This is a genomic window from Bacteroidota bacterium, assembly GCA_016194975.1.
Classification (GTDB): Bacteria; Bacteroidota; Bacteroidia; order Palsa-965; family Palsa-965.
Map to the genome: position 1 here is coordinate 79349 of JACQAM010000019.1, position 19858 is coordinate 99206.

Here is a 19858-nt window from a genome sequence, read left to right on the forward strand (position 1 = left end):
GGGTGAAATATGAGAGAGGATAATCGAGAAAAGGGAGCTATGTCAATTTCCGATCTGCGGAAATTCTTACCTGTTGTACGTAAAAATTGGTGGCTGGTTATTTTACTGAGCGGAATTCTTTATGGGGTCGGTAAATTATATGTTTATAAGTTAAGCAAGGTCTATTCGGTTACCACCCAGTTGCTACTGAAATCCAACGACGATTACAATACAAATAGTCTTATTACTGATAATAAATTCTACGGTAACACCTATAAAACCTATGTTGATAACTCGAATGAGATCCGCGTAATCCAGTCTCAGGATCTCATTGAAAAAACGCTCGACCGGCTTGATTTTGATGTATCCTATTTCCTGGTGGGACGGCTGCGTACTACTGAAGTTTATTCCGGTGTACCTTTTTCTGTAAAAACCTTTACACTGAATCCTGCGCTTTATGAGCAGCAGATGAAATTCAAGTTATTGTCGCCAGAAACTTACGAGCTGGATTATACCATAGGCGATCAACCTTATGTGGTGAAAGGAAATTTCGGAGAAGACCTCATCAATCAGCACATGCATATCCTGATCAGCAAGAAACGATCTTTCATAACAGGCCAGACCATCATGGTGAGTGCATCCGGAAATTATCTTATTCAACCGCACGACAAGGATGTTCTCATCAAAACTTTTCTTGCGAATCTGAAAGTGGAAAATCCGGAATACACCAATGTGCTCAAGATGACTTACACTGATGTTCTTCCCGAACGCGGCATAAAATTTCTTGACACGTTATCGCAGGTGTACATTGAAAACAGTGTGATCTCGAAACTGGAAGTGAATAAAAATACCATCTACTATATCGATCGCCAGATGGATGAAGTGGTAAATATTCTCAATAACATTGAAGACACAATGGTGCGTTTCCGTGAGAAGAATTCCATAATCGATATCACGAAGCAATCCGATAATTATTTTGAACGCTATGTGGATTATCTTGATCAGAAAAAACAGATCGAATACAAGGAAACAACGCTGAACGATCTCGAGCGTTATATCATTGAAGATAAAGATCCGACTTTCCTTCCGCCATCGGCGTACCTGCTCGAAGGAGACAATTTCCAGATCAGTACACTTTCTGCTCTTTACGACAAGCAGAAAGAACTCAATGAACTGATGAATATTGCGAAGCCGAATAATTTTTCAATCACGAATCTCAAAAACCAGATCGATTCCACCAAGCGTGATTTGCTCATCTATATTAAAAATACACGTGTTGCATTGGGAGAAAATAAAAAAGCGATTGATGTTCAGATTGGTTTTTATGAAGGGCTGCTGCAGGAGATTCCCGAACAGCAGCGCGGATTACTGAATATCACCAGGAAACAGAAAGTAAATGAGGATATGTATATTTTTCTTCTGCAGCGAAGAGCGAATACGGTCATTTCAAGAGCGAGCATCATTCCGGAAACAAAAATTATTGAACGGCCGCGTTATGCCGGAATTGTAAGCCCGGATGAAAAAAAATTAATTATCTCATTCACTATCGGAGGATTTGTTCTCAGTCTTATTATTGCATTTATCAGGGTACAATTCTTCTACCGCATTGAGTCGTACGAGGAATTGAAAAACAATACCAAACTTCCGATCCTCGGTGATGTGGTGAAGGATATGGTATCGAAAGATCTTTCCATTGCTGTGGAGCACGATCCGAAATCTGCAATGGCAGAATCGTTCCGCACCATTCGCACCAACCTGCAATTCATGGCCACCGGTCCGGGCCCGCATCTTATTGTTATTACTTCGAATAATCCGGGAGAAGGAAAAACTTTCTGCTCACTCAATCTTGCAGCTGTTCTTGCAAAATCGGGAAAACGAACCATGCTGCTGGAACTTGATCTTCACAAACCGCGCGTGCAAACCGGGCTTGGCATTAAGGCAGAAAAAGGAATTTCAACTATCGCCGCCGGCAAACACAACATACCGGAATGCGTGATGAATACCAGGATCGAGAATCTCGATGTTATTCTATCCGGGCCGCTTCCACCGAATCCTTCGGAACTCATCAGTTCCAAACAAATGGATGAGATTCTCGATTATTGCAAACAGCATTATGAATTCATCATCATCGATACACCGCCGGTAGGATTGATCAGCGATGCGCTTGTACTTATGAGTAAAGCTGCCGTAATGCTTTTTGTGATCAACACAAAATTCTCTTACCGTTCTTCCATCGAAAATGCGCATGAGATTTCCACGATGAATCCCGGTGTTCATTTCGGTTTCGTACTCAATGGCGTGAAGCGTAAAAAATCAAAATATTATTACAATCGTTATGGATATGGTTACGGAAGTTACGGGGGAGGATATGGCGGATATGGAAGTTATGGCGGATATGGAAGTTATGGCGGCTACGGAAGTTATGGCTCCGGTAAAGTGAGAGTGAACAAAGGCGGCGATAAAAAAGAAAAAGAAAAATAAAAGCAATGATTTTTTATTGCCGCAGGAAATTCTTTTTTTTATTTTTTCCTGTGAAAAATGATTGGGCAATGCAGAAAAAAGGCGGGAGCAAGTCCTTCGGGAAACACCTTTGGAATTAAAACCTTATTTTTGATTTCTGTTTTTTCAATTCTTCAAAAGTAATTATGGCAAAACCGGAACTTCAGGAAGATAATTCCGGATGGGATATTTTAATTAAGCCGAGATCAAATTGGTTCAGGCTTGATCTTCATGGTGTATGGCAATATCGTGACCTCATACGCTTACTCATTCGCCGCGATTTTCTTTCTGCTTACAAACAAACTATTCTTGGCCCGGTATGGATGCTGCTGCAACCACTCGTGAATACGCTCATGTATTTCTTCGTTTTCGTTATCCTTGTGAAAATGAAAACAGGCCCGGTGCCGCCTATACTTTTTATTATGTCAGCGGTCATTCCATGGGGATATTTTTCTGATTGCCTCAATAAAACCTCGATCACTTTTTCTTCCAATGCAAGTATTTTCGGGAAAGTTTATTTTCCGCGGCTGGTCACTCCTGTTTCTGTTGTGATTTCCTTTCTCATCAAACTCGGTGTTCAGTTATTGATGCTGCTCATCATCTACGTGTTTTATGTTGCGAAGGGAGCGCCGGTACATCCGAATATTTTCCTCGCGTATCTTCCTTTGCTCATTGTGCTTCTCGCCGGGTACAGTCTTTCATTCGGACTCATCATTTCCGCAATCACCAATAAATACCGCGATCTTACTTTTCTCGTTGGCGTCGGCATCCAGGCGCTCATGTATGCTTCTTCAGTTGTGATTCCGGTTGATATGTTCGGGCCTCGTGTCATGAGTGTTCTCAAATGGAATCCATTGCTGCAGATCATTCGCTGCATACGTTATTCCATTCTTGATTACGGAAGTTGGAGCTGGATGGGACTCGGTTACGCCGGTGGAATTCTCGTTGTACTTCTTTTATTTTCCATTATGGTTTTCAATCGTGTCGAAAAAAATGTAATGGATACAGTCTAAATGATCACGATGAATAAAGTTGCCATTCAGGTTGATGATATTTGGAAACAATACCGCCTCGGCAGTGTTGGAACAGGTTCGCTTGGCAATGATCTCAGGCGCATGATTGCGCGTGTGCGCGGAAAAGAAGATCCGTTCCTGAAAGTCGGTGATATAAACGACCGGACAAAAAAAGGAAATTCAGATTATGTGTGGGCGCTTCGCAATGTTTCATTCGAAGTAAGCAAAGGTGAAGTACTTGGAATTGTAGGAAGAAACGGTGCTGGAAAATCTACATTACTTAAAATTCTTTCGCGCGTTACCGCTCCCACGCGCGGGCAAATTCGCGTGCGCGGGAAAATGGCAGCGCTGCTTGAAGTGGGAACAGGATTTCACCAGGATCTTTCAGGCAGGGAAAATATTTTTCTCAATGGAACTATCATGGGAATGTCTATTCGTGAAGTGAAAAAAAAATTCGACGAGATCGTTGATTTTTCCGGCGTAGAACGCTATATCGATACGCCGGTAAAAAGATATTCTTCCGGAATGTATGTCCGCCTTGCATTCGCTGTTGCTGCTCATCTCGATCCCGAAATTCTTATCATCGATGAAGTGCTTTCGGTAGGTGATGCGGAATTCCAGAGAAAATGTCTCGGCAAAATGAAAGATGTTTCTTCACAGGGAAGAACGGTTCTTTTTGTGAGTCACAATATGTCGGCAGTAAATAATCTTTGCAAGCGAACAATCTGGATGGAAAATGGAAGTTGTGCCATGCAGGGCGATACGCTTGATGTAGTGGCCGCATACCTCGATAATTCTGACCGGCAAACGAATGATGAAAATAATATTTATGATGTTCCTGAGAAATGGGAACGTCCGTGGGGAAGAAGAGATGCTGTTCTGAAGCGCATAGAGATGCATAATCCTTCCAATGATCTCGTCAGCCAGCTTTTTTTGCTTCAGCCCTTCTCACTCATTATTCATTTCAACGTGGAAAAGAAAATTGAGAATGCCGTTTTACAGATCAGGATAGCAACGGTCGACGGGCAACAGATCACTTATTCCGGTTCCAATAATTATTCGAAAGAGCAATGGAACTTCGAACCCGGCGATCATGCTGTGAAAGTGGAAATGGATCCTAAATTAATGCCGGGAAAATATTCTTTCTTCATTTACTTCTGCAACACGGAGGGAACGGTTTTCTATGATGCGATCGGAAATTTTCTCCGCTTCCAGGTAAAAAATATTTCGGAAGGCGATGTTCACGTTTTGTCGGCGAAGATCAATACTTTTATTCACCTTCCCTGCAAATGGGAAGTTTTAAACTAATTCAAGATGATCAACCAGTTTTCTTTCCGTCCATCGGATGAAGAATTGAAACAGATAAGATCTGAACTTTACCGTTCGGATGCTCCCGGTTTTTTCATTTTCAGAAAATTCATCAATGAAAATTTCCTGAACCACATGCGTTCGTTCTGGATCCATGAAGCGCCCATTTCCAAATCGCATGTGAAACTTCAGGGCATTGACAAAAAGAAAATGTTCTGGCTCGGCAATCCCGATTATCTCTACGAAACACGTTTCGGAAGAGCGTACTACAATTATTTCTGGAATAAACCTGTTGATGAAGCTACTTACGCCGTTGCATTTGCCGTGCAGCAATTGAGAAGTCTCATCGAATCCAATAAAAATCATCTCGATTTTTATCCGCTTGACGGATACTGCTGCAGTTACCGCGTGGTCATCACTCGAAACGGGGAAAAAATAGTGGAACCGCATTCCGACTGGACAACGCCTCCGTATTTCAGGCCCGAACGTTTGCAGGCCACCGTTATTCTTTCAAAAAAAGGAACGGATTACAATGGGATCGGGATGAAAACAATTTCCAATGATAAAAAAACAGAATATGTTTTCGATTCGGAAAATATGCCGCTCGAACCCGGTGATCTTGTCATCTGGAGATACAACAATGTACACTCCGTCGAAAATGTGAGGAGCAGCGAGGATCAAGTCGGTTTCCTGCGAATGATTTTTCCGCCCGAAACAATTCTTCCGCGATCAGAAGAAAGTGTGATGAGTGAGATACGCGCTTCTGTACTTTTCAAACATCTGCGTAAAAGAATTCTCAAGCGATTTAAACTGAGCTCATGAAACTGATCACCCTACCCGTTGAACGTATTATCGATCTGAGTTTGCAGGTTGGAATGATTCCTGATGCAAAATTCCATTATCGTTTCGAAGAATATTCCAAATGGCAGATGGATGCGCTCATCGAATGCGGAATGAAACCGCAACATAAATTGCTCGACATCGGTTGCGGCCCGCTCCGCCTCGGAATACAGGCAATAAATTATCTCGATGATTCCAATTATTGCGGAATGGATGCTTATCCTCCTTTCATCGATCTTGGAAAATTATTTTTTACGGAAACCGGTTTGAAGAAAAAATACCAGGTGATCCTCGACCAGGAATTCAACTTCCGGAAATTCAACGAAACATTCGATTTCGCAATTGCACAATCGGTATTCACCCATCTTTCAAAAGAACAGATAGAAACCTGCATGCGAAACCTGAAGGCGGTGATGAAAAAAGGAGGAACACTTCTATTCACCAATATTCAAACCGATTACCCGAGAGGTTTTCTTTACGGCGGAATTCACCCGATGATCTCAGGCGCATTCTGCAACCCGGATTATTATCGCGCCATCGCGAAAGATCTGCAAATTGAATTTGTAGAAAAAACAGTGAAGCATCCCACTCAAATCGCTCATCTTTTCAGATTCTGAAAATGGAAATAAAAAATAAAAAAATACTGGTCATCGGTGGAGCCGGGTTCATCGGCGGATTTGTCGTTGCTGAATTGCTGAAAGAAAATGCCGGCGAAGTGATCATCTACGACAATTTCGCTAGAGGGAAAATGGAAAATATCAGCGCGTCGCTTAAGGATTCGCGCTGCAGCATTTACCCGCTCGGGGGCGATGTGCGTGAAACCGATATTCTCAACGATGCGATGAAAGGCGTCGATTATGTTTTTCATCTTGCGGCCATGTGGTTGCTGCACTGCAAAGATTATCCGCGCACCGCATTCGATGTGAACATTGCAGGAACATTCAACGTACTCGAAGCTTGCGTGAAGAACAAAGTGAAAAAACTGATCTATTCTTCTTCCGCTTCTGTTTATGGCGATGCAGTGGAAGTTCCGATGACGGAAGATCATCCGTTCAATAATAAAAATTTTTACGGATCAACGAAGATCGCCGGTGAAGCCATGTGCACGGCTTTCAATGATCGTTACGGTTTGAATGTGATCGGCCTGCGTTACATGAATGTGTACGGGCCCGGGCAGGATCAGCACGCGGTTTACAGCGGAGTCGTGCCCATCATGCTCAATAAGATCGATGCGAACGAAGCGCCCGTGATCAATGGCGATGGAACACAGGCATACGATTTTATTTATGTGGAAGATGTGGCTGCGTGCAATGTGGCTGCGCTGAAAAGTGATGTGAATTATGGTTTCTACAATGTGGGAACAGGTGTTCAAACCACTATCAAAACTCTTTGCGATACTATTCTCCGCCTGAAAAAGTCAGGTTTAAAAGTCACTTACAAACCCTATAGCGCGGATGATGCGCGCTCGCTCGTGCAGAACAGGATCGGTTCTAAAGAAAAAGCGGAGAAAGAACTGGGGTTTGTGTTCCAATACAACCTTGATGAAGGCCTTCTCCGTTTGATAAAGTGGAGAGACCAGTCCAGGAAATGACAGCCGGATGTTATTCAACTCTTTCAATTTCCTTGTTTTTTTTCCTGTTGTAACCGGGCTTTATTTTCTTTTGCCGCATCGTTTCCGCTGGTTCATGCTGCTCGCCGCCAGTTGTTTTTTCTACATGTTCTTCATCCCGGCGTATGTGCTCATTCTCATTTTTACCATCATCGTCGATTATTTTGCGGGGCTGCTCCTCGGGAAAGAAAAAAATGCACGCAGGAAAAAGTTGTGGCTCATCATGAGTCTCGTTGCCAACATAGGCGTTCTTGCTGTTTTCAAATATTACAATTTCTTCAATACCAATTTTGAAGAGCTCGCACACCGGCTCGGATGGAATTATGGAATTCCAATGTTGAAAATGGTTCTGCCCATCGGGCTTTCCTTTCACACGTTCCAGGCGATGAGTTACACGATCGAAGTTTTCCGCGGGAACCAGAAAGCGGAAAAACATTTCGGGATCTATGCGCTCTACGTGATGTATTATCCGCAGCTCGTTGCCGGCCCCATCGAACGCCCGCAGAATATGTTGTGGCAATTCCGCGTTCCGCAAACATTCGATTACGTGCGCGTGACCGACGGATTGAAATTAATGGCGTGGGGGCTTTTCAAAAAAGTGGTGATCGCCGATCGTTTATCTACACTCGCAAATCCTGTTTTCGACCACCCGCAGAATTACGAAGGGATCTCCATGCTGGTCGCCACGATCTTTTTCAGTTTCCAGATCTATTGTGATTTTTCCGGTTATTCCGACATCGCTCTTGGCGCATCGCAGGTGATGGGAATAAAACTGATGAAAAATTTTGATCGTCCGTATTTTTCAAAATCAATTTCGGAATTCTGGAAACGCTGGCACATTTCTCTTTCTTCCTGGTTCCGCGATTACCTCTACATTCCGCTTGGTGGAAACCAGAAAGGAAAATTTTTCACGTACCGCAATCTCTTTCTCACTTTTCTCATCAGCGGATTCTGGCACGGTGCCAACTGGACCTTCATTATCTGGGGAGCATTGCACGGTTCGTACCTCATCTTTGCAATTCTCACACAGGGGACAAGAAAAAAGATGCGCGATCTTCTTGGCATCACGAAAAGAAAATTACTCGACAAAATTCTGCAGGCGGCAATAGTTTTTTCTCTTGTAAGTTTTGCATGGATATTTTTCCGCGCCGATTCGCTGGCAAAAGCGTGGTACATGATCTCGCATATTGCTACCGGTGTTCCGAAATATATTTATCACTTTCTCACCAATCGTCATTTTCTGTGGCTCGAACCGATCACGCTCAAACGCGATCTTCATGCGATCTGGTTTGAATACGTGGTTATTTTCATCGCCATTGCATTGATGGAAAGTGTGCACTGGTTGCAGCGGGGAAGAAGCGGCCGTGAATTACTCCGCACAAAACCAGTAACAGTGCGCTGGGGATTTTACATCGGGCTTACGTGGCTCATTCTTCTCTTCGGTGTTTACCACAGTAAAAATGAATTCATCTATTTTCAATTCTGAACTTGAAACGTTTTTTATATAAATCGGTTTTGTTTGTTGTGCTTGTTTTTGCACCGCTCTATCCGCTTGCACATTTTTATGACCGGCAGATTCAGAAGGACACTGCAGAAAAAGGGATTTGGGTGCTTTCACTGAAGAATAAAACTTTTGATTATGTACTCGTTGGTTCATCGCGGGTTTTCAATGTTGTTTCTCCTTTGGTGATGGACAGCGTGCTTGGAATGAAAGGTGTGAATCTTGGCGTTGGAGGAACAGGTTATGCAGAGAATTTTCTGCTGCTCGATCAGTTTTTCAAAAATGGCAACAAAGCAAAAATTATATTGATACAGGTGGATATGTGGGGACTGCTTGCACCAGAAAAAGCGTATTCCCATCCTTTCAATGATCAGTGTTATCTTTTTCTCATTGGCAAAGGAACTTCCGATTCTGTCATTGCTAAAAACACCAATCCGCTGAAACATGTCCTGAGAAAATATCTTCCGTTCTTTTCTTACGCGGAGTACAATAATATTTACCCGATGAATTCCGTTTATGCAGGATTTCCGCACAAGCCCGCCGATTTTGAAAAAGAAGCCGGTGTTTATCTCCGTGACAACGATGGACAGCGCGATAAAGTTTTTACGGATTCATTGAAAGTGCAACATCGTGAATATTGCGCAGCTTCTGCAGAATCGCTCCAACAACTCATTGCTCTTGCCAGAAAACATAATTGCACGGTGGTGTTTTTTACATCGCCTACTTATTCAGTTTATCTTCCTTATGAACCCGATAATAAAGTGATGCACGATTCGCTCGATGCGATCGCGAACAGGAATTCCATCCCGTATTTTGATTTTGAAAAAAGTTCTATTTGCGATGAGCGCAAGGATTTCCGCGATTTTACACATCTCAACAGGAAAGGATCAGGAATATTTTCGGCGCTCCTTGCTGATTCACTCCTGGACTGGATGACACAACGATGATGGATTTTTTTAAATCATCATAAACCGAAATGGTCAATTATTAACCCGGAATAAAGCGGGAATCTTTTTGGCTAATTTTACAAATGAAAACGAACTCACGGGAGTAGTATAATCATGGATCTTATAGATTTCAACACACTTCGTAAAAATCTTAAAAAAGATTTTTCTTCATTGAAGAAACTTCGCGTCGCCATCCTCGGCGATTCTGCAACGCAGTTTCTTGCGCAGGCGGTGCGCGGGTACGGGTACGAACGTGCGTACGACCTTGAAATTTTTGAAGCGGATTACGACCAGGTGGATCTCCAGGTTTTTGACGAACGTTCCGCGATGTATAATTTTCATCCCGATTTCGTTATTATTTTCTGCTCGGTGAGAAAACTGCTGAAAAATTTTTACAACACACCGAAAGATCATCGCAAAAATTTTGCAGAAAAAAAAGCAGAGTGGTTTTCTTCTATTGGCGAAGCCATCAGTTCACGTACGCATGCGCGTATCATCTGCATGAATTTTCCGGCGCACGACGATTCTGTTTTCGGAAATTATGCGAATAAAGTCGAAAGTTCTTTCACCTGGCAGCTGCGTTCGCTGAACATGAACCTGATGAAATGGGCCGCGGACAAAAAAAACATCTTTATTGCTGATGTTGCTATGCTCCAGTCGCGTTTCGGAAATGAAATCATGTCCGATCCGAAAATGTATCTCAGCGCCGACATGATCTTCAGTCTCGATTTTATTCCGCATGTGGCGAAATCATTGGTGGATATTATTCTTTCCATCGACGGAACTTTTCACAAATGCCTTATCCTTGATCTCGACAACACCCTGTGGGGCGGAATCATTGGTGATGATGGAATTGAAAATATTCAGATCGGGGATCTTGGTGCCGGAAAAGCATTCACCGGGTTGCAGCTCTGGGCAAAGCAACTGAAGGAACGCGGAATTATTATCGCAGTCTGCAGCAAGAACGATGAGAAAATTGCAAAAGAACCATTCGAAAAACATCCGGACATGGTTTTGAGAATGGAAGACATCGCCGTGTTTGCCGCGAACTGGGAAAGCAAGATCGACAACATAAAATATATTCAATCGGTTCTGCAGGTCGGTTTCGACTCCATGGTTTTCATTGACGATAATCCGTTCGAAAGAAATATTATCCGCGAGCATCTTCCTGCGGTCACAGTTCCCGAATTGCCGGAAGATCCGGCTGAGTACCTCGATCATCTTCAGTCACTCAATCTTTTCGAAACGGCATCTGTTTCGGAAGAAGATGAGCAACGGACCAAACAGTATCAAAAGGAAGCGGAGCGAAATGTAGCACAACGCAGTTTTACCAGTGAAAAAGATTTTCTTGAAAGCCTTGAAATGGTTTCGGTAATAAAACATTTTGACAAGTTCAGCACGCCGCGTATTGCACAACTTTCTCAACGTTCGAACCAATTCAATCTCCGCACAGTTCGTTACACAGAATCAGAAATTGAAACGCTTTCTTCATCGAAAGAGCACATCCATCTCACTTTTACACTCGTTGATAAATTCGGTGACAATGGTTTGATCGCTGTTATCATTCTGAAAAAAATAAAACCGGATGCATGGTTCATCGATACCTGGCTTATGAGTTGCCGTGTGCTTCGCCGCGGAATGGAAAATTTTGCTTTGAACACCATCGTGAAACAGGTTCGGGATAAAGGAGGAAAAATTCTCATTGGTGAATATATTCCAACGGCTAAAAACATAATGGTGAAAGAACATTACAGGGATCTCGGCTTCAAAGAAAGGAACGGTCAATGGCAACTTGATCTTGAAAAATATCCGGAGCGCCCATGTTTCATCAGGGCCGATTATCAGAACGGAAAGGAATGATTTTTTTATCCGAATGAAGGATAAACGTTATCGCTTTTAGAAAACAGGAAAATCACTATCATTGTAACAACACATCGTCAAAGAAAAAAAACAGTTCAGATGGAAGAATCATTTGTCGATTTTACGCTCAACCGCATTGCACAGCAAAACCCTCTTCATTTCAAGAAGGCCAGGAAAAATGTGAAGAAGATATGGGAGAATGAAGAAGCGCGCGTGAAAGCAAATGCATTTTACGATAAGTACGATTCATTTCTCAAACAGATCGGGAAAACGAGAGCGTATGCGGTCGACAGTTATCTCAAAATGATCCACGATGTGATGAATGAATCGATCCATTTTGAAAAAACCGGAGAATACACCAGCAAATCATTTGATGAAGTGAACAAGCGTGTTTATGCAAATCCCGACATCATGGATTATTACATGCACGGTTTGCTCATGTCACAGTTCATCTGGCTGCATCATTTCGAATTGCTCAAATTTTATGTCGATTCACTTCCGCGGTACAAACCTTATGTGAAACATTATCTCGAAGTTGGTGGCGGGCACGGGTTGTATGTGAATGAAGCGGTTCGTTGTTTCACCAATTCTTTAGACAATAATGTGATCGATATTTCGAAGATCTCATTGGAGATGGCGAAGAATTTTGTAGAATCTCCCTCGGTGAATTTCATTCTCTCGGATATTTTCAAATATTTTCCTGAGAATAAATTCGATTTCATTACGATGGGCGAAGTGCTCGAACACGTGGAAGACCCGGTAGCGCTGCTGAAAAAATTACACGAACTTCTCGCTGATAACGGAAGAGTTTTCGTGACCACCCCGACGAACGCACCGGCCATCGACCACATTTATCTTTTCCGGAATGCAGCTGAGATTCGCGATGTCATCGACAAAGCCGGGTTCGCCATCGAAGAGGAACTCTGTGTTTATGCCGAAGATGTTCCGGAAGAAATTGCAGAACAACTGAAGATCACGCTCATGTACGCCGCTTTTCTCAGGAAAAAATAATTCATTCGCTTTATGGACAAAAAAGAAATTCTGAACCAGGTCAGCACAATTCTCAAAACAGTTTTTGATAATGATGCGCTCACCATCACTGAAAAAACTTCTGCACTCGACATCGAGGAATGGGATTCGCTCACGCATATTCAGGTGGTGGTGTCGGCCGAAAAGCATTTCAAAATAAAATTCACTTCCATGGAGATCATGGCATTCAAAACGGTGGGCGATATGTGCGATGCCGTTGAAAGAAAATTAATATCCTGATGCTCGAATTCCACCACGTAGGCTGTATTGTTGAAAGCATTGATGCGTCGGTTGCTTTGCATCTTGAGTCGAATGGAGGAAAAATTTCTGAAAAATTTCACATCACATCACAGAAGGTCACCGTTTGTTTCGCGGAACTTGCGCCTGGAATTCATATTGAATTTGTGCAGGCCGATGAAACAGGGTCAGTGATCGACGGTTTGAAAAAAAAACACACCACCTACTATCATCTCGGTTACAAAGTTGCTGACTTCGACAAGGCGGTCGCACAATTGGAAAGTACAGATCATAAAGTGCTGAGCATTTTTTCTTCCGAAGCTTTCCTTGGAAAAAGATGCGCGTTCCTTTTTACTCCCGATATGCGGCTGATAGAGCTTATCGAGAAATGAATTTTCTGCAATTCAAAATATTATGAAGTCAATATTCCCCCGAAAGTGGTTACCACAAAGACTCGTATTTTTATTGCACTAAGAAGCTTCTAAGAATTTCCTGAATAAAATTTCACCAATGGAAAAACGTATCATCCAGATCTCTCAGCCGTCCATGGGACAGGAAGAATGGGAAGCCATGCGCGAACCGGTTTTCAGCGGATGGATCACGCAGGGGCCAAAAGTTGCTGAGTTCGAAAAATTATTTGCACAGCGTCACCAGGTAAAACATGCACTCGCGGTTTCCAATTGCACCACTGCATTACATCTTGCTTTACTCGCAGGAAAAGTAGGCCCCGGCGATGAAGTGATCATTCCCGCATTCACATGGGTCTCTACTGCCAATGCAGTGTTGTATTGTAACGCAACCCCTGTTTTCTGCGATGTGGATCCGGTAACATTCAACCTCGATGTTGCGGACATGAAAAAAAGGATAACATCAAAAACAAAAGCGATCATTCCCGTTCATCTTTTCGGTTTGTGCGCCGATGTGAATGCGGTGAAAAATGCAGCACCCGGAATTTTCATTGTAGAAGATGGCGCGTGTGCTTCGGGAGCCATGCTTCATGGAAGATCAGCCGGTGCGCTCGGTGACGTTGGATGTTTTTCTTTTCACCCGAGAAAATCAGTTACTACCGGCGAAGGAGGAATGCTCACAACAAATGATGATGCCATTGCCGAACACCTGAATCGTCTTCGAAATCATGGCGCATCTGTTTCCGAAGAACAGCGTCATAAAGGCCCGCGTCCGTATATTCTCCCTGAATTCGATATCGTCGGATATAATTATCGCATGACCGATGTGCAGGGCGCTCTCGGAATTGTGCAGATAAAAAAACTGGATCAGTTTATCGATGAAAGAAATAAATGGGCGAAATGGTATTCCGGAAAACTTTCTCCGCTCAAATGGTTACGCACGCCGGTTGTTGCCGATGGCTATCGTCACGGATGGCAATCTTTCGTCACATTCATCGATGAAAAAATTTCACCGATGAAGAGAAATGATATCATGGAAGCGTTGCAGCAAAAGGGGATCAGCACGCGCCCGGGTACGCATGCGGTACACATGCTCGGGTACTACGCGAAGAATTTTAATATCAAACCGGATGATTTTCCCGGCGCAAAAAGAGCGAATGATCTTTCCATGGCTATCCCGTTGCACAACAGAATGAGAGCTGAAGATTACGCTTACGTTGCAGACGCTATTCTTTCACTCGGCTGATGCAGAACAGGAACTACGGACTGGATATTGTGAGGGCCATTTCCATCTGGCTTGTTTTGCTGCAGCATACAGGAGTAAGCCCGGGCGGACTCAAGATAGGCGCACTCGGCGTAGAAGTTTTTTTTGTGCTGAGCGGATTTCTCATCGGGCAAATACTTTTGCGCGAGGTTCGGAAAGAAAATAGTTTTCATACGCTGAAAAAATTCTGGATCCGGCGATGGTTTCGTATTCTTCCCGTTTATTATCTGGTGCTATTCACGAAATTATTTTTCTTCGGGCCATTCATCGGTTTGAAAATACTCTACTATGTGTTTTTCCTGCAGAATAATTTTTACGGTATCGATTTTTATAATGTGACGTGGAGTTTGGTTGTGGAAGAATGGTTTTACATTTTTGCGCCGCTTTTTCTCATGATCGCATTTTATTTCTCGGGACACAATCCTGTTCGGCTGCTTTTATGGCTGGTTGTTTTTCTTATTGCAGAAAATATTTTCCGGCTGGGGTACGTTCTCCGTCGCGATACGCCGTTCGGTGGAGTGAATGGGAATTTTCCATTCCGTTTCGATTCACTTTTCTGCGGAGTGTTCATTGCTTTTCTGCGCCAGGAAGTGCAGCACGTGTACGCGCGAATGCGATCCGTGTTTTATTTCATCGCAGGAATTTTATTCATCGCTGCTTATGTTTTTTATATTCATTCCATTATTGCGCCAACTGATATGAGGGACCATCTTATTTTTCCACGCACTATCGGATTTTTTATTTTCAGTATTTCCATCGCGATCACGATCCCTTTCATCGAGCAATTGAAATTTCCGTCGGATAATATTGCTGCAAAAATCCCATTTCATTTTTTTACCCAAACCAGCCTTCTTACTTACAGCATTTATCTTATTCACCCGTTGGTGTTTCCTTATTTCATTTCAAAAACGAGTTCCACATTTCACGCAGCTCTTGCGATCGTGGTCGTTTACGCCTGCGCGTTCGTGATCTATTATTCATTCGAAAAACCGGTGTTGAAATTGCGGGAACGCTTCGCCTGATAAAAAGTTCATTCCGCAAGGGTAAAAAGTCTAATTTTAGAGCGGGCTTCATCCTGCTTTTCCCCAACGGAAAAACAACTGCATCCGGAATTTTTATGTGCGGAATCACAGCAATATTCAATCTTAACGGTGAACCGGCCTCGCAGGAGATCGTAAATAAAATGACGCGGGCTATTGCTCACCGTGGGCCCGACAATGAAGGATTTTTTCTGCACGATAATTTTGCAATGGGACATCGCCGCTTATCGATCCTCGATGTTTCTGAGAAGGGGGCACAACCCATGCATTCGCAAAATGGAGAATGGGTGATCGGTTTCAATGGTTGCATTTACAATTACAAAGAGATCCGGAATGAGTTGTTCGCACTCGGGCATCAGTTCAGATCGGAATCGGACACCGAAGTCATCAGCGAAGGCCTTGCAGAATGGGGCGAAGAAGTTTTCAGGAAATTCAACGGCATGTTTGCTGTTGTAGCATGGAATAAAAAAACCAAAACACTTTTTCTAAGCCGCGACCGTTTCGGAATAAAACCGCTGTACTATTGGTTTAACGGGAAGACTATTCTTGTTGCTTCCGAAATAAAATCTTTTCTTGCTCATCCGGGTTTCAGTGTTCAACTCAATCATCACGCGCTGAACGAATATTTCACATTTCAGAATCTTTTTACATTCCGCACTTTGTTCGATGGTGTAGTGATGCTTCCTCCTGCGAATACCGTGCGCATCAGTGGCGATGAAACTTCATTCATCAAACATAATTCGTGGTGGGATTATGATTTTTCCAATCCGGATGAAAAAATTTCTTTTGAAGATGCAACAGAAGAAACAAAACGCCTGATGAAAATTGCAGTGGAACGCCAGATGATTTCCGATGTTCCGGTTGGAAGTTATTTGTCAGGAGGAATGGATTCCGCTTCCATTACGGCGATTGCAAGCAAGCACGTTCCGCGAATGACAACTTTCACTGCAGGATTCGATATGTCTGAAGTTACCGGCGTGGAAGCAAATTATGATGAACGCCGCGATGCAGAACTTACTGCGAATTTTTACAAGACAGAACATTACGAGCAGGTGATCAATGCCGGCGATCTTGCGTGGTCGCTTCCGCGTGTGGTGTGGCATCTCGAAGACCTGCGCGTTGGAATGAGTTATCCGAATTATTACATCAGCCGCCTCGCGTCAAAATTTGTGAAAGTCTGTTTGCAGGGAACCGGTGGCGACGAATTGTATGGTGGTTATCCGTGGAGATATTACCGTGTTTCAAAATCGCTCGACCAGTCTTCTTTTTTTTCAAATTATTATTCCTACTGGCAACGGCTCGTTTCCGACGAATCAAAATCAGAACTTTTTCATGCGGGCGTGGTTTCAAAAATGGATTTGAATGAACCACGGCAGATCTTTGAACGTGTTTTCACTTTCAATAAAAAACTCCGCTATTCACGCCCGGAAGAACATATTGCCAACAGTCTTTATTTCGAAATAAAAACTTTTCTTCCCGGATTGCTTCTTGTCGGTGACAAACTTTCGATGGCGAACGGGCTCGAAGAACGATTTCCGTTTCTCGATAATGATCTCGTGGAATTTGCACAGCGTGTTCCGGTGAAACACAAACTCGGGAATTTCGAGCAGATGAAACGCGTCGATGAAAATGTAACGCATAAAAATGCCTACACGGAATTCAACGATGGAAAAAATGTGCTGCGCAAAGCGATGCTTGAATTTCTTCCGGAATCGGTCATCAACAGGAAGAAACAGGGATTTTCCGCTCCCGATGAATCGTGGTACAGGGGAGAGAACGCGCGCTATGTGCAGGAATTGCTGCTCGATAAAAAAGCGAGATACGCCGAATTCATCGATCCTAAATTTGTTGCGAAGATCGTGGATGAACACCTCCATAAAAAAATGAATCACCGCCTCCTCATCTGGTCGCTGATGAATTTCGAATGGTGGTGCAGGATATTTATCCATAATGAAAAATTTCAATGAACGGGAATGGAGCTTTGAAACCAGAAGAAGCGGAACAACTGAATTCTTTTTTACTCGGTTCAGGAAATAATTTACTTTATTCTTCTCCGTGTTATTTGTCCTTGTTGCAAAATTATCTTTCCCCTGTGCGAATGGAAGTGTTGCGTCATTTCTCCAATGGGAAACTCGCCGGTTATTTTCCGTTTGTCATTCGCCTCAATGAAAAATACGGCAATGTCTGCAACAGTCTTCCTTATTACGGAAGTAACGGTGGCATCATCACGCATTCTCAATTGAGTGTAGAAGAAAAAAATGAAGTCCGCGCTTCTCTTCTTTCATTGGCAGAAAAAAAAATGAAAGAATATGATTGCGTCTCTTCCACGATCATTACCAATCCGCTCGATGCAGATACCGGAAACTGGATCCGCGATCATTTCAAACACGATCTCGTGGATGAACGCATTGGCCAGTTGACTCCGTTGCCATTGAAAGGCGATGAAGCAGAAGAACGACTCTTGAAATTATTCGAAGATCCCCGCCCGCGCAACATCAGGCGCGCGCAAAAAGAAAATATCACCGTTCGTTTCTCCAATGATCCTGCCGATCTTGATTTTCTTTTTGAAGTGCATCAGCAGAATATCACCGCGATCGGCGGTATCGCAAAAGAAAAACGTTTCTTCGACCTTATTCCATCACATTTTTCAGAAAAAGATTTCAGGATCTATGTCGCCGAACTCAACGGGGAAAAAATTGCCGCATTGTTACTTTTTTATTTCAACGAAACGGTGGAATATTTCACTCCCGCAGTTGTTGAAGCATTCCGGCAATTACAACCTTCCGCTTTACTTATTTACAGGGCGATGCTGGATGCAATGAATGAAAACTTTCATTGGTGGAATTGGGGCGGAACCTGGCTTTCACAGGGAGGTGTTTACGATTTTAAAAAGAAATGGGGAACAAAAGACCATCCGTATTTTTATTACACCCGTATTTCCGATGAGAATATTCTGAAACATTCCAAAGAAGAATTGATCCGCGAATATCCGTTCTTTTTCGTGGCGCCGTTCGGTCAACTGAAACCTGTTGTGTAACTTTAAGCATTATGTCTTCCCTGCAGAATAAAACAAAAAAAGCGGTCATCTTCGGAACATCCGGCCAAGCCGAAGTGATGGACCATCTCATCATGAACGATAGCGGCTACGATGTGGTTGCTTTTACTTCCACCGACGATTTTATCAAAACAAATTCGATCTACGGCCGTCCGCTTGTTGCATTCGAAGATATCGAAAAAAAATATTCTCCTTCAGAATTTGAAATGCATATTGCTATCGGCTACAACACGCAGAATAAAACACGGGAAAGATTTTATCACGAAGCAAAAGCAAAAGGATACAAACTGCTGACGTACATAAGTTCAAAATGCACGAACTATGCGCGCAGCATCGGTGACAACTGTTTTATTTTCGAGGACAATACCATTCAGCCATTCGTGGAGATCGGCAACAACTGCATTCTCTGGAGCGGAAATCACATTGGCCATCATTCGGTGGTGGAGGAAAATGTTTTTATTTCTTCTCACGTTGTCATTTCCGGCCATTGCCGCATTGGCCATCATTCTTTTCTCGGCGTGAATTCCACTTTGCGCGATGGAATAAAGATCGCGCCATTCACAACACTCGGCGCCGGTTGCCTGATCGTGAAAGACACGGAAGAAGGACAAACCTACATTGGCACAAAAGCTTCACTCTATATTAAAAAAGACTGAAATGGATCTTTCGAAAATTGAAAAATTATATTCCGGCAATATCGAAAAGTTCGGCATCGATTCGCGCAGTGTAGGATGGAAAGATGCCGGATCGCAATCGTTGAGATTTCAGAAACTGATGAACGTGGTCAGTGAAAAAAATGTTCCGTTCACGATCAATGAACTCGGTTGCGGTTATGGCGAACTTTACAAATTCCTTCTCGCAGAAAATTTCAGCGTAAATAAATTCTCCGGATACGACATCAGCGATGAAATGCTGAAGAGTGCGCGCAATTATCTTGGTGAAGATGAAAAAGTGAAACTGATCAAAGGGCCGCAATTAGAGCAGGAAGCAGATTACAGCACCACTTCCGGAATTTTCAATGTCATGTTTGACGCACGGAAAGAAGACTGGGAAGATTACATCAAAGAAACATTGCTCAACATGAATCGGTTTTCGACGAAAGGATTTTCTTTCAACCTGCTTACAAGTTATGTCGATTTCAAAGCAGCCGATCTTTATTACGCCGATCCGGCGATCTTTTTTGATTTCTGTAAACGTGAATGTTCGAAACAGGTTGCTTTGTTGCACGATTATCCGCTCTATGAATGGACCATCATTGTCAGAAAATAAA

18 protein-coding genes are annotated in these 19858 nt (G+C 43.0%); all 18 read left to right on the plus strand.

Going from position 1 to position 19858, the window contains the following annotated elements:
- Positions 1-39: 39 nt before the first annotated feature.
- The gene (locus HY064_12015) at positions 40-2460 is read left to right on the plus strand and encodes a polysaccharide biosynthesis tyrosine autokinase (GenBank protein MBI3511382.1); all 2421 of its coding nucleotides are present in this window, start codon (positions 40-42) and stop codon (positions 2458-2460) included.
- Positions 2461-2624: 164 nt separating this feature from the next.
- Complete coding sequence (locus tag HY064_12020; GenBank protein MBI3511383.1) at positions 2625-3491, plus strand: ABC transporter permease; 867 nt, start codon at positions 2625-2627, stop codon at positions 3489-3491.
- Between the two features lie 9 nt (positions 3492-3500).
- The gene (locus HY064_12025) at positions 3501-4799 is read left to right on the plus strand and encodes an ABC transporter ATP-binding protein (protein MBI3511384.1); all 1299 of its coding nucleotides are present in this window, start codon (positions 3501-3503) and stop codon (positions 4797-4799) included.
- 6 nt (positions 4800-4805) lie between these two features.
- Positions 4806-5621, plus strand: coding sequence for a hypothetical protein (locus HY064_12030; GenBank protein MBI3511385.1), 816 nt, complete (start codon positions 4806-4808; stop codon positions 5619-5621).
- Complete coding sequence (locus HY064_12035; GenBank protein MBI3511386.1) at positions 5618-6256, plus strand: class I SAM-dependent methyltransferase; 639 nt, start codon at positions 5618-5620, stop codon at positions 6254-6256. Before HY064_12030 ends, HY064_12035 begins: the two co-directional genes overlap by 4 nt.
- Positions 6257-6258: 2 nt before the next feature.
- Positions 6259-7230 (plus strand): NAD-dependent epimerase/dehydratase family protein, encoded by a 972-nt coding sequence (locus HY064_12040; GenBank protein MBI3511387.1) that lies wholly within the window; start codon positions 6259-6261, stop codon positions 7228-7230.
- Between the two features lie 7 nt (positions 7231-7237).
- Positions 7238-8734 (plus strand): MBOAT family protein, encoded by a 1497-nt coding sequence (locus HY064_12045; protein MBI3511388.1) that lies wholly within the window; start codon positions 7238-7240, stop codon positions 8732-8734.
- Positions 8735-8736: 2 nt separating this feature from the next.
- Positions 8737-9696 carry an SGNH/GDSL hydrolase family protein gene (locus tag HY064_12050; GenBank protein ID MBI3511389.1) on the plus strand — a complete coding sequence of 320 codons (960 nt, stop codon included), beginning with the start codon at positions 8737-8739 and terminating at the stop codon, positions 9694-9696.
- 114 nt (positions 9697-9810) lie between these two features.
- The gene (locus tag HY064_12055) at positions 9811-11556 is read left to right on the plus strand and encodes an HAD-IIIC family phosphatase (GenBank protein ID MBI3511390.1); all 1746 of its coding nucleotides are present in this window, start codon (positions 9811-9813) and stop codon (positions 11554-11556) included.
- Between the two features lie 99 nt (positions 11557-11655).
- Entirely contained in the window at positions 11656-12567 is a 912-nt protein-coding gene (locus HY064_12060) for a class I SAM-dependent methyltransferase (protein MBI3511391.1), read from the plus strand.
- 12 nt (positions 12568-12579) lie between these two features.
- Positions 12580-12825: an acyl carrier protein gene (locus HY064_12065; protein MBI3511392.1), complete on the plus strand. Its 246-nt coding sequence runs from the start codon at positions 12580-12582 to the stop codon at positions 12823-12825.
- Entirely contained in the window at positions 12825-13214 is a 390-nt protein-coding gene (locus tag HY064_12070; protein MBI3511393.1) for a VOC family protein, read from the plus strand. Before HY064_12065 ends, HY064_12070 begins: the two co-directional genes overlap by 1 nt.
- A 118-nt stretch (positions 13215-13332) precedes the next feature.
- Positions 13333-14475, plus strand: a complete 1143-nt coding sequence (locus HY064_12075) for a DegT/DnrJ/EryC1/StrS family aminotransferase (protein MBI3511394.1) — start codon at positions 13333-13335, stop codon at positions 14473-14475.
- Positions 14475-15515 (plus strand): acyltransferase, encoded by a 1041-nt coding sequence (locus HY064_12080; GenBank protein ID MBI3511395.1) that lies wholly within the window; start codon positions 14475-14477, stop codon positions 15513-15515. Before HY064_12075 ends, HY064_12080 begins: the two co-directional genes overlap by 1 nt.
- A 95-nt stretch (positions 15516-15610) precedes the next feature.
- Entirely contained in the window at positions 15611-17500 is a 1890-nt protein-coding gene (asnB, locus tag HY064_12085; GenBank protein MBI3511396.1) for an asparagine synthase (glutamine-hydrolyzing), read from the plus strand.
- On the plus strand, positions 17497-18570 hold the full coding sequence (locus tag HY064_12090) for a peptidoglycan bridge formation glycyltransferase FemA/FemB family protein (GenBank protein MBI3511397.1): 1074 nt from the start codon (positions 17497-17499) through the stop codon (positions 18568-18570). The genes asnB and HY064_12090 overlap by 4 nt, the downstream gene beginning before the upstream one ends.
- 11 nt (positions 18571-18581) lie before the next feature.
- A complete protein-coding gene (locus HY064_12095; GenBank protein MBI3511398.1) occupies positions 18582-19244 on the plus strand; it encodes an acetyltransferase in 663 nt (220 codons plus the stop codon).
- 1 nt (position 19245) lies between these two features.
- The gene (locus HY064_12100) at positions 19246-19857 is read left to right on the plus strand and encodes a class I SAM-dependent methyltransferase (GenBank protein MBI3511399.1); all 612 of its coding nucleotides are present in this window, start codon (positions 19246-19248) and stop codon (positions 19855-19857) included.
- Position 19858 lies beyond the last annotated feature (1 nt).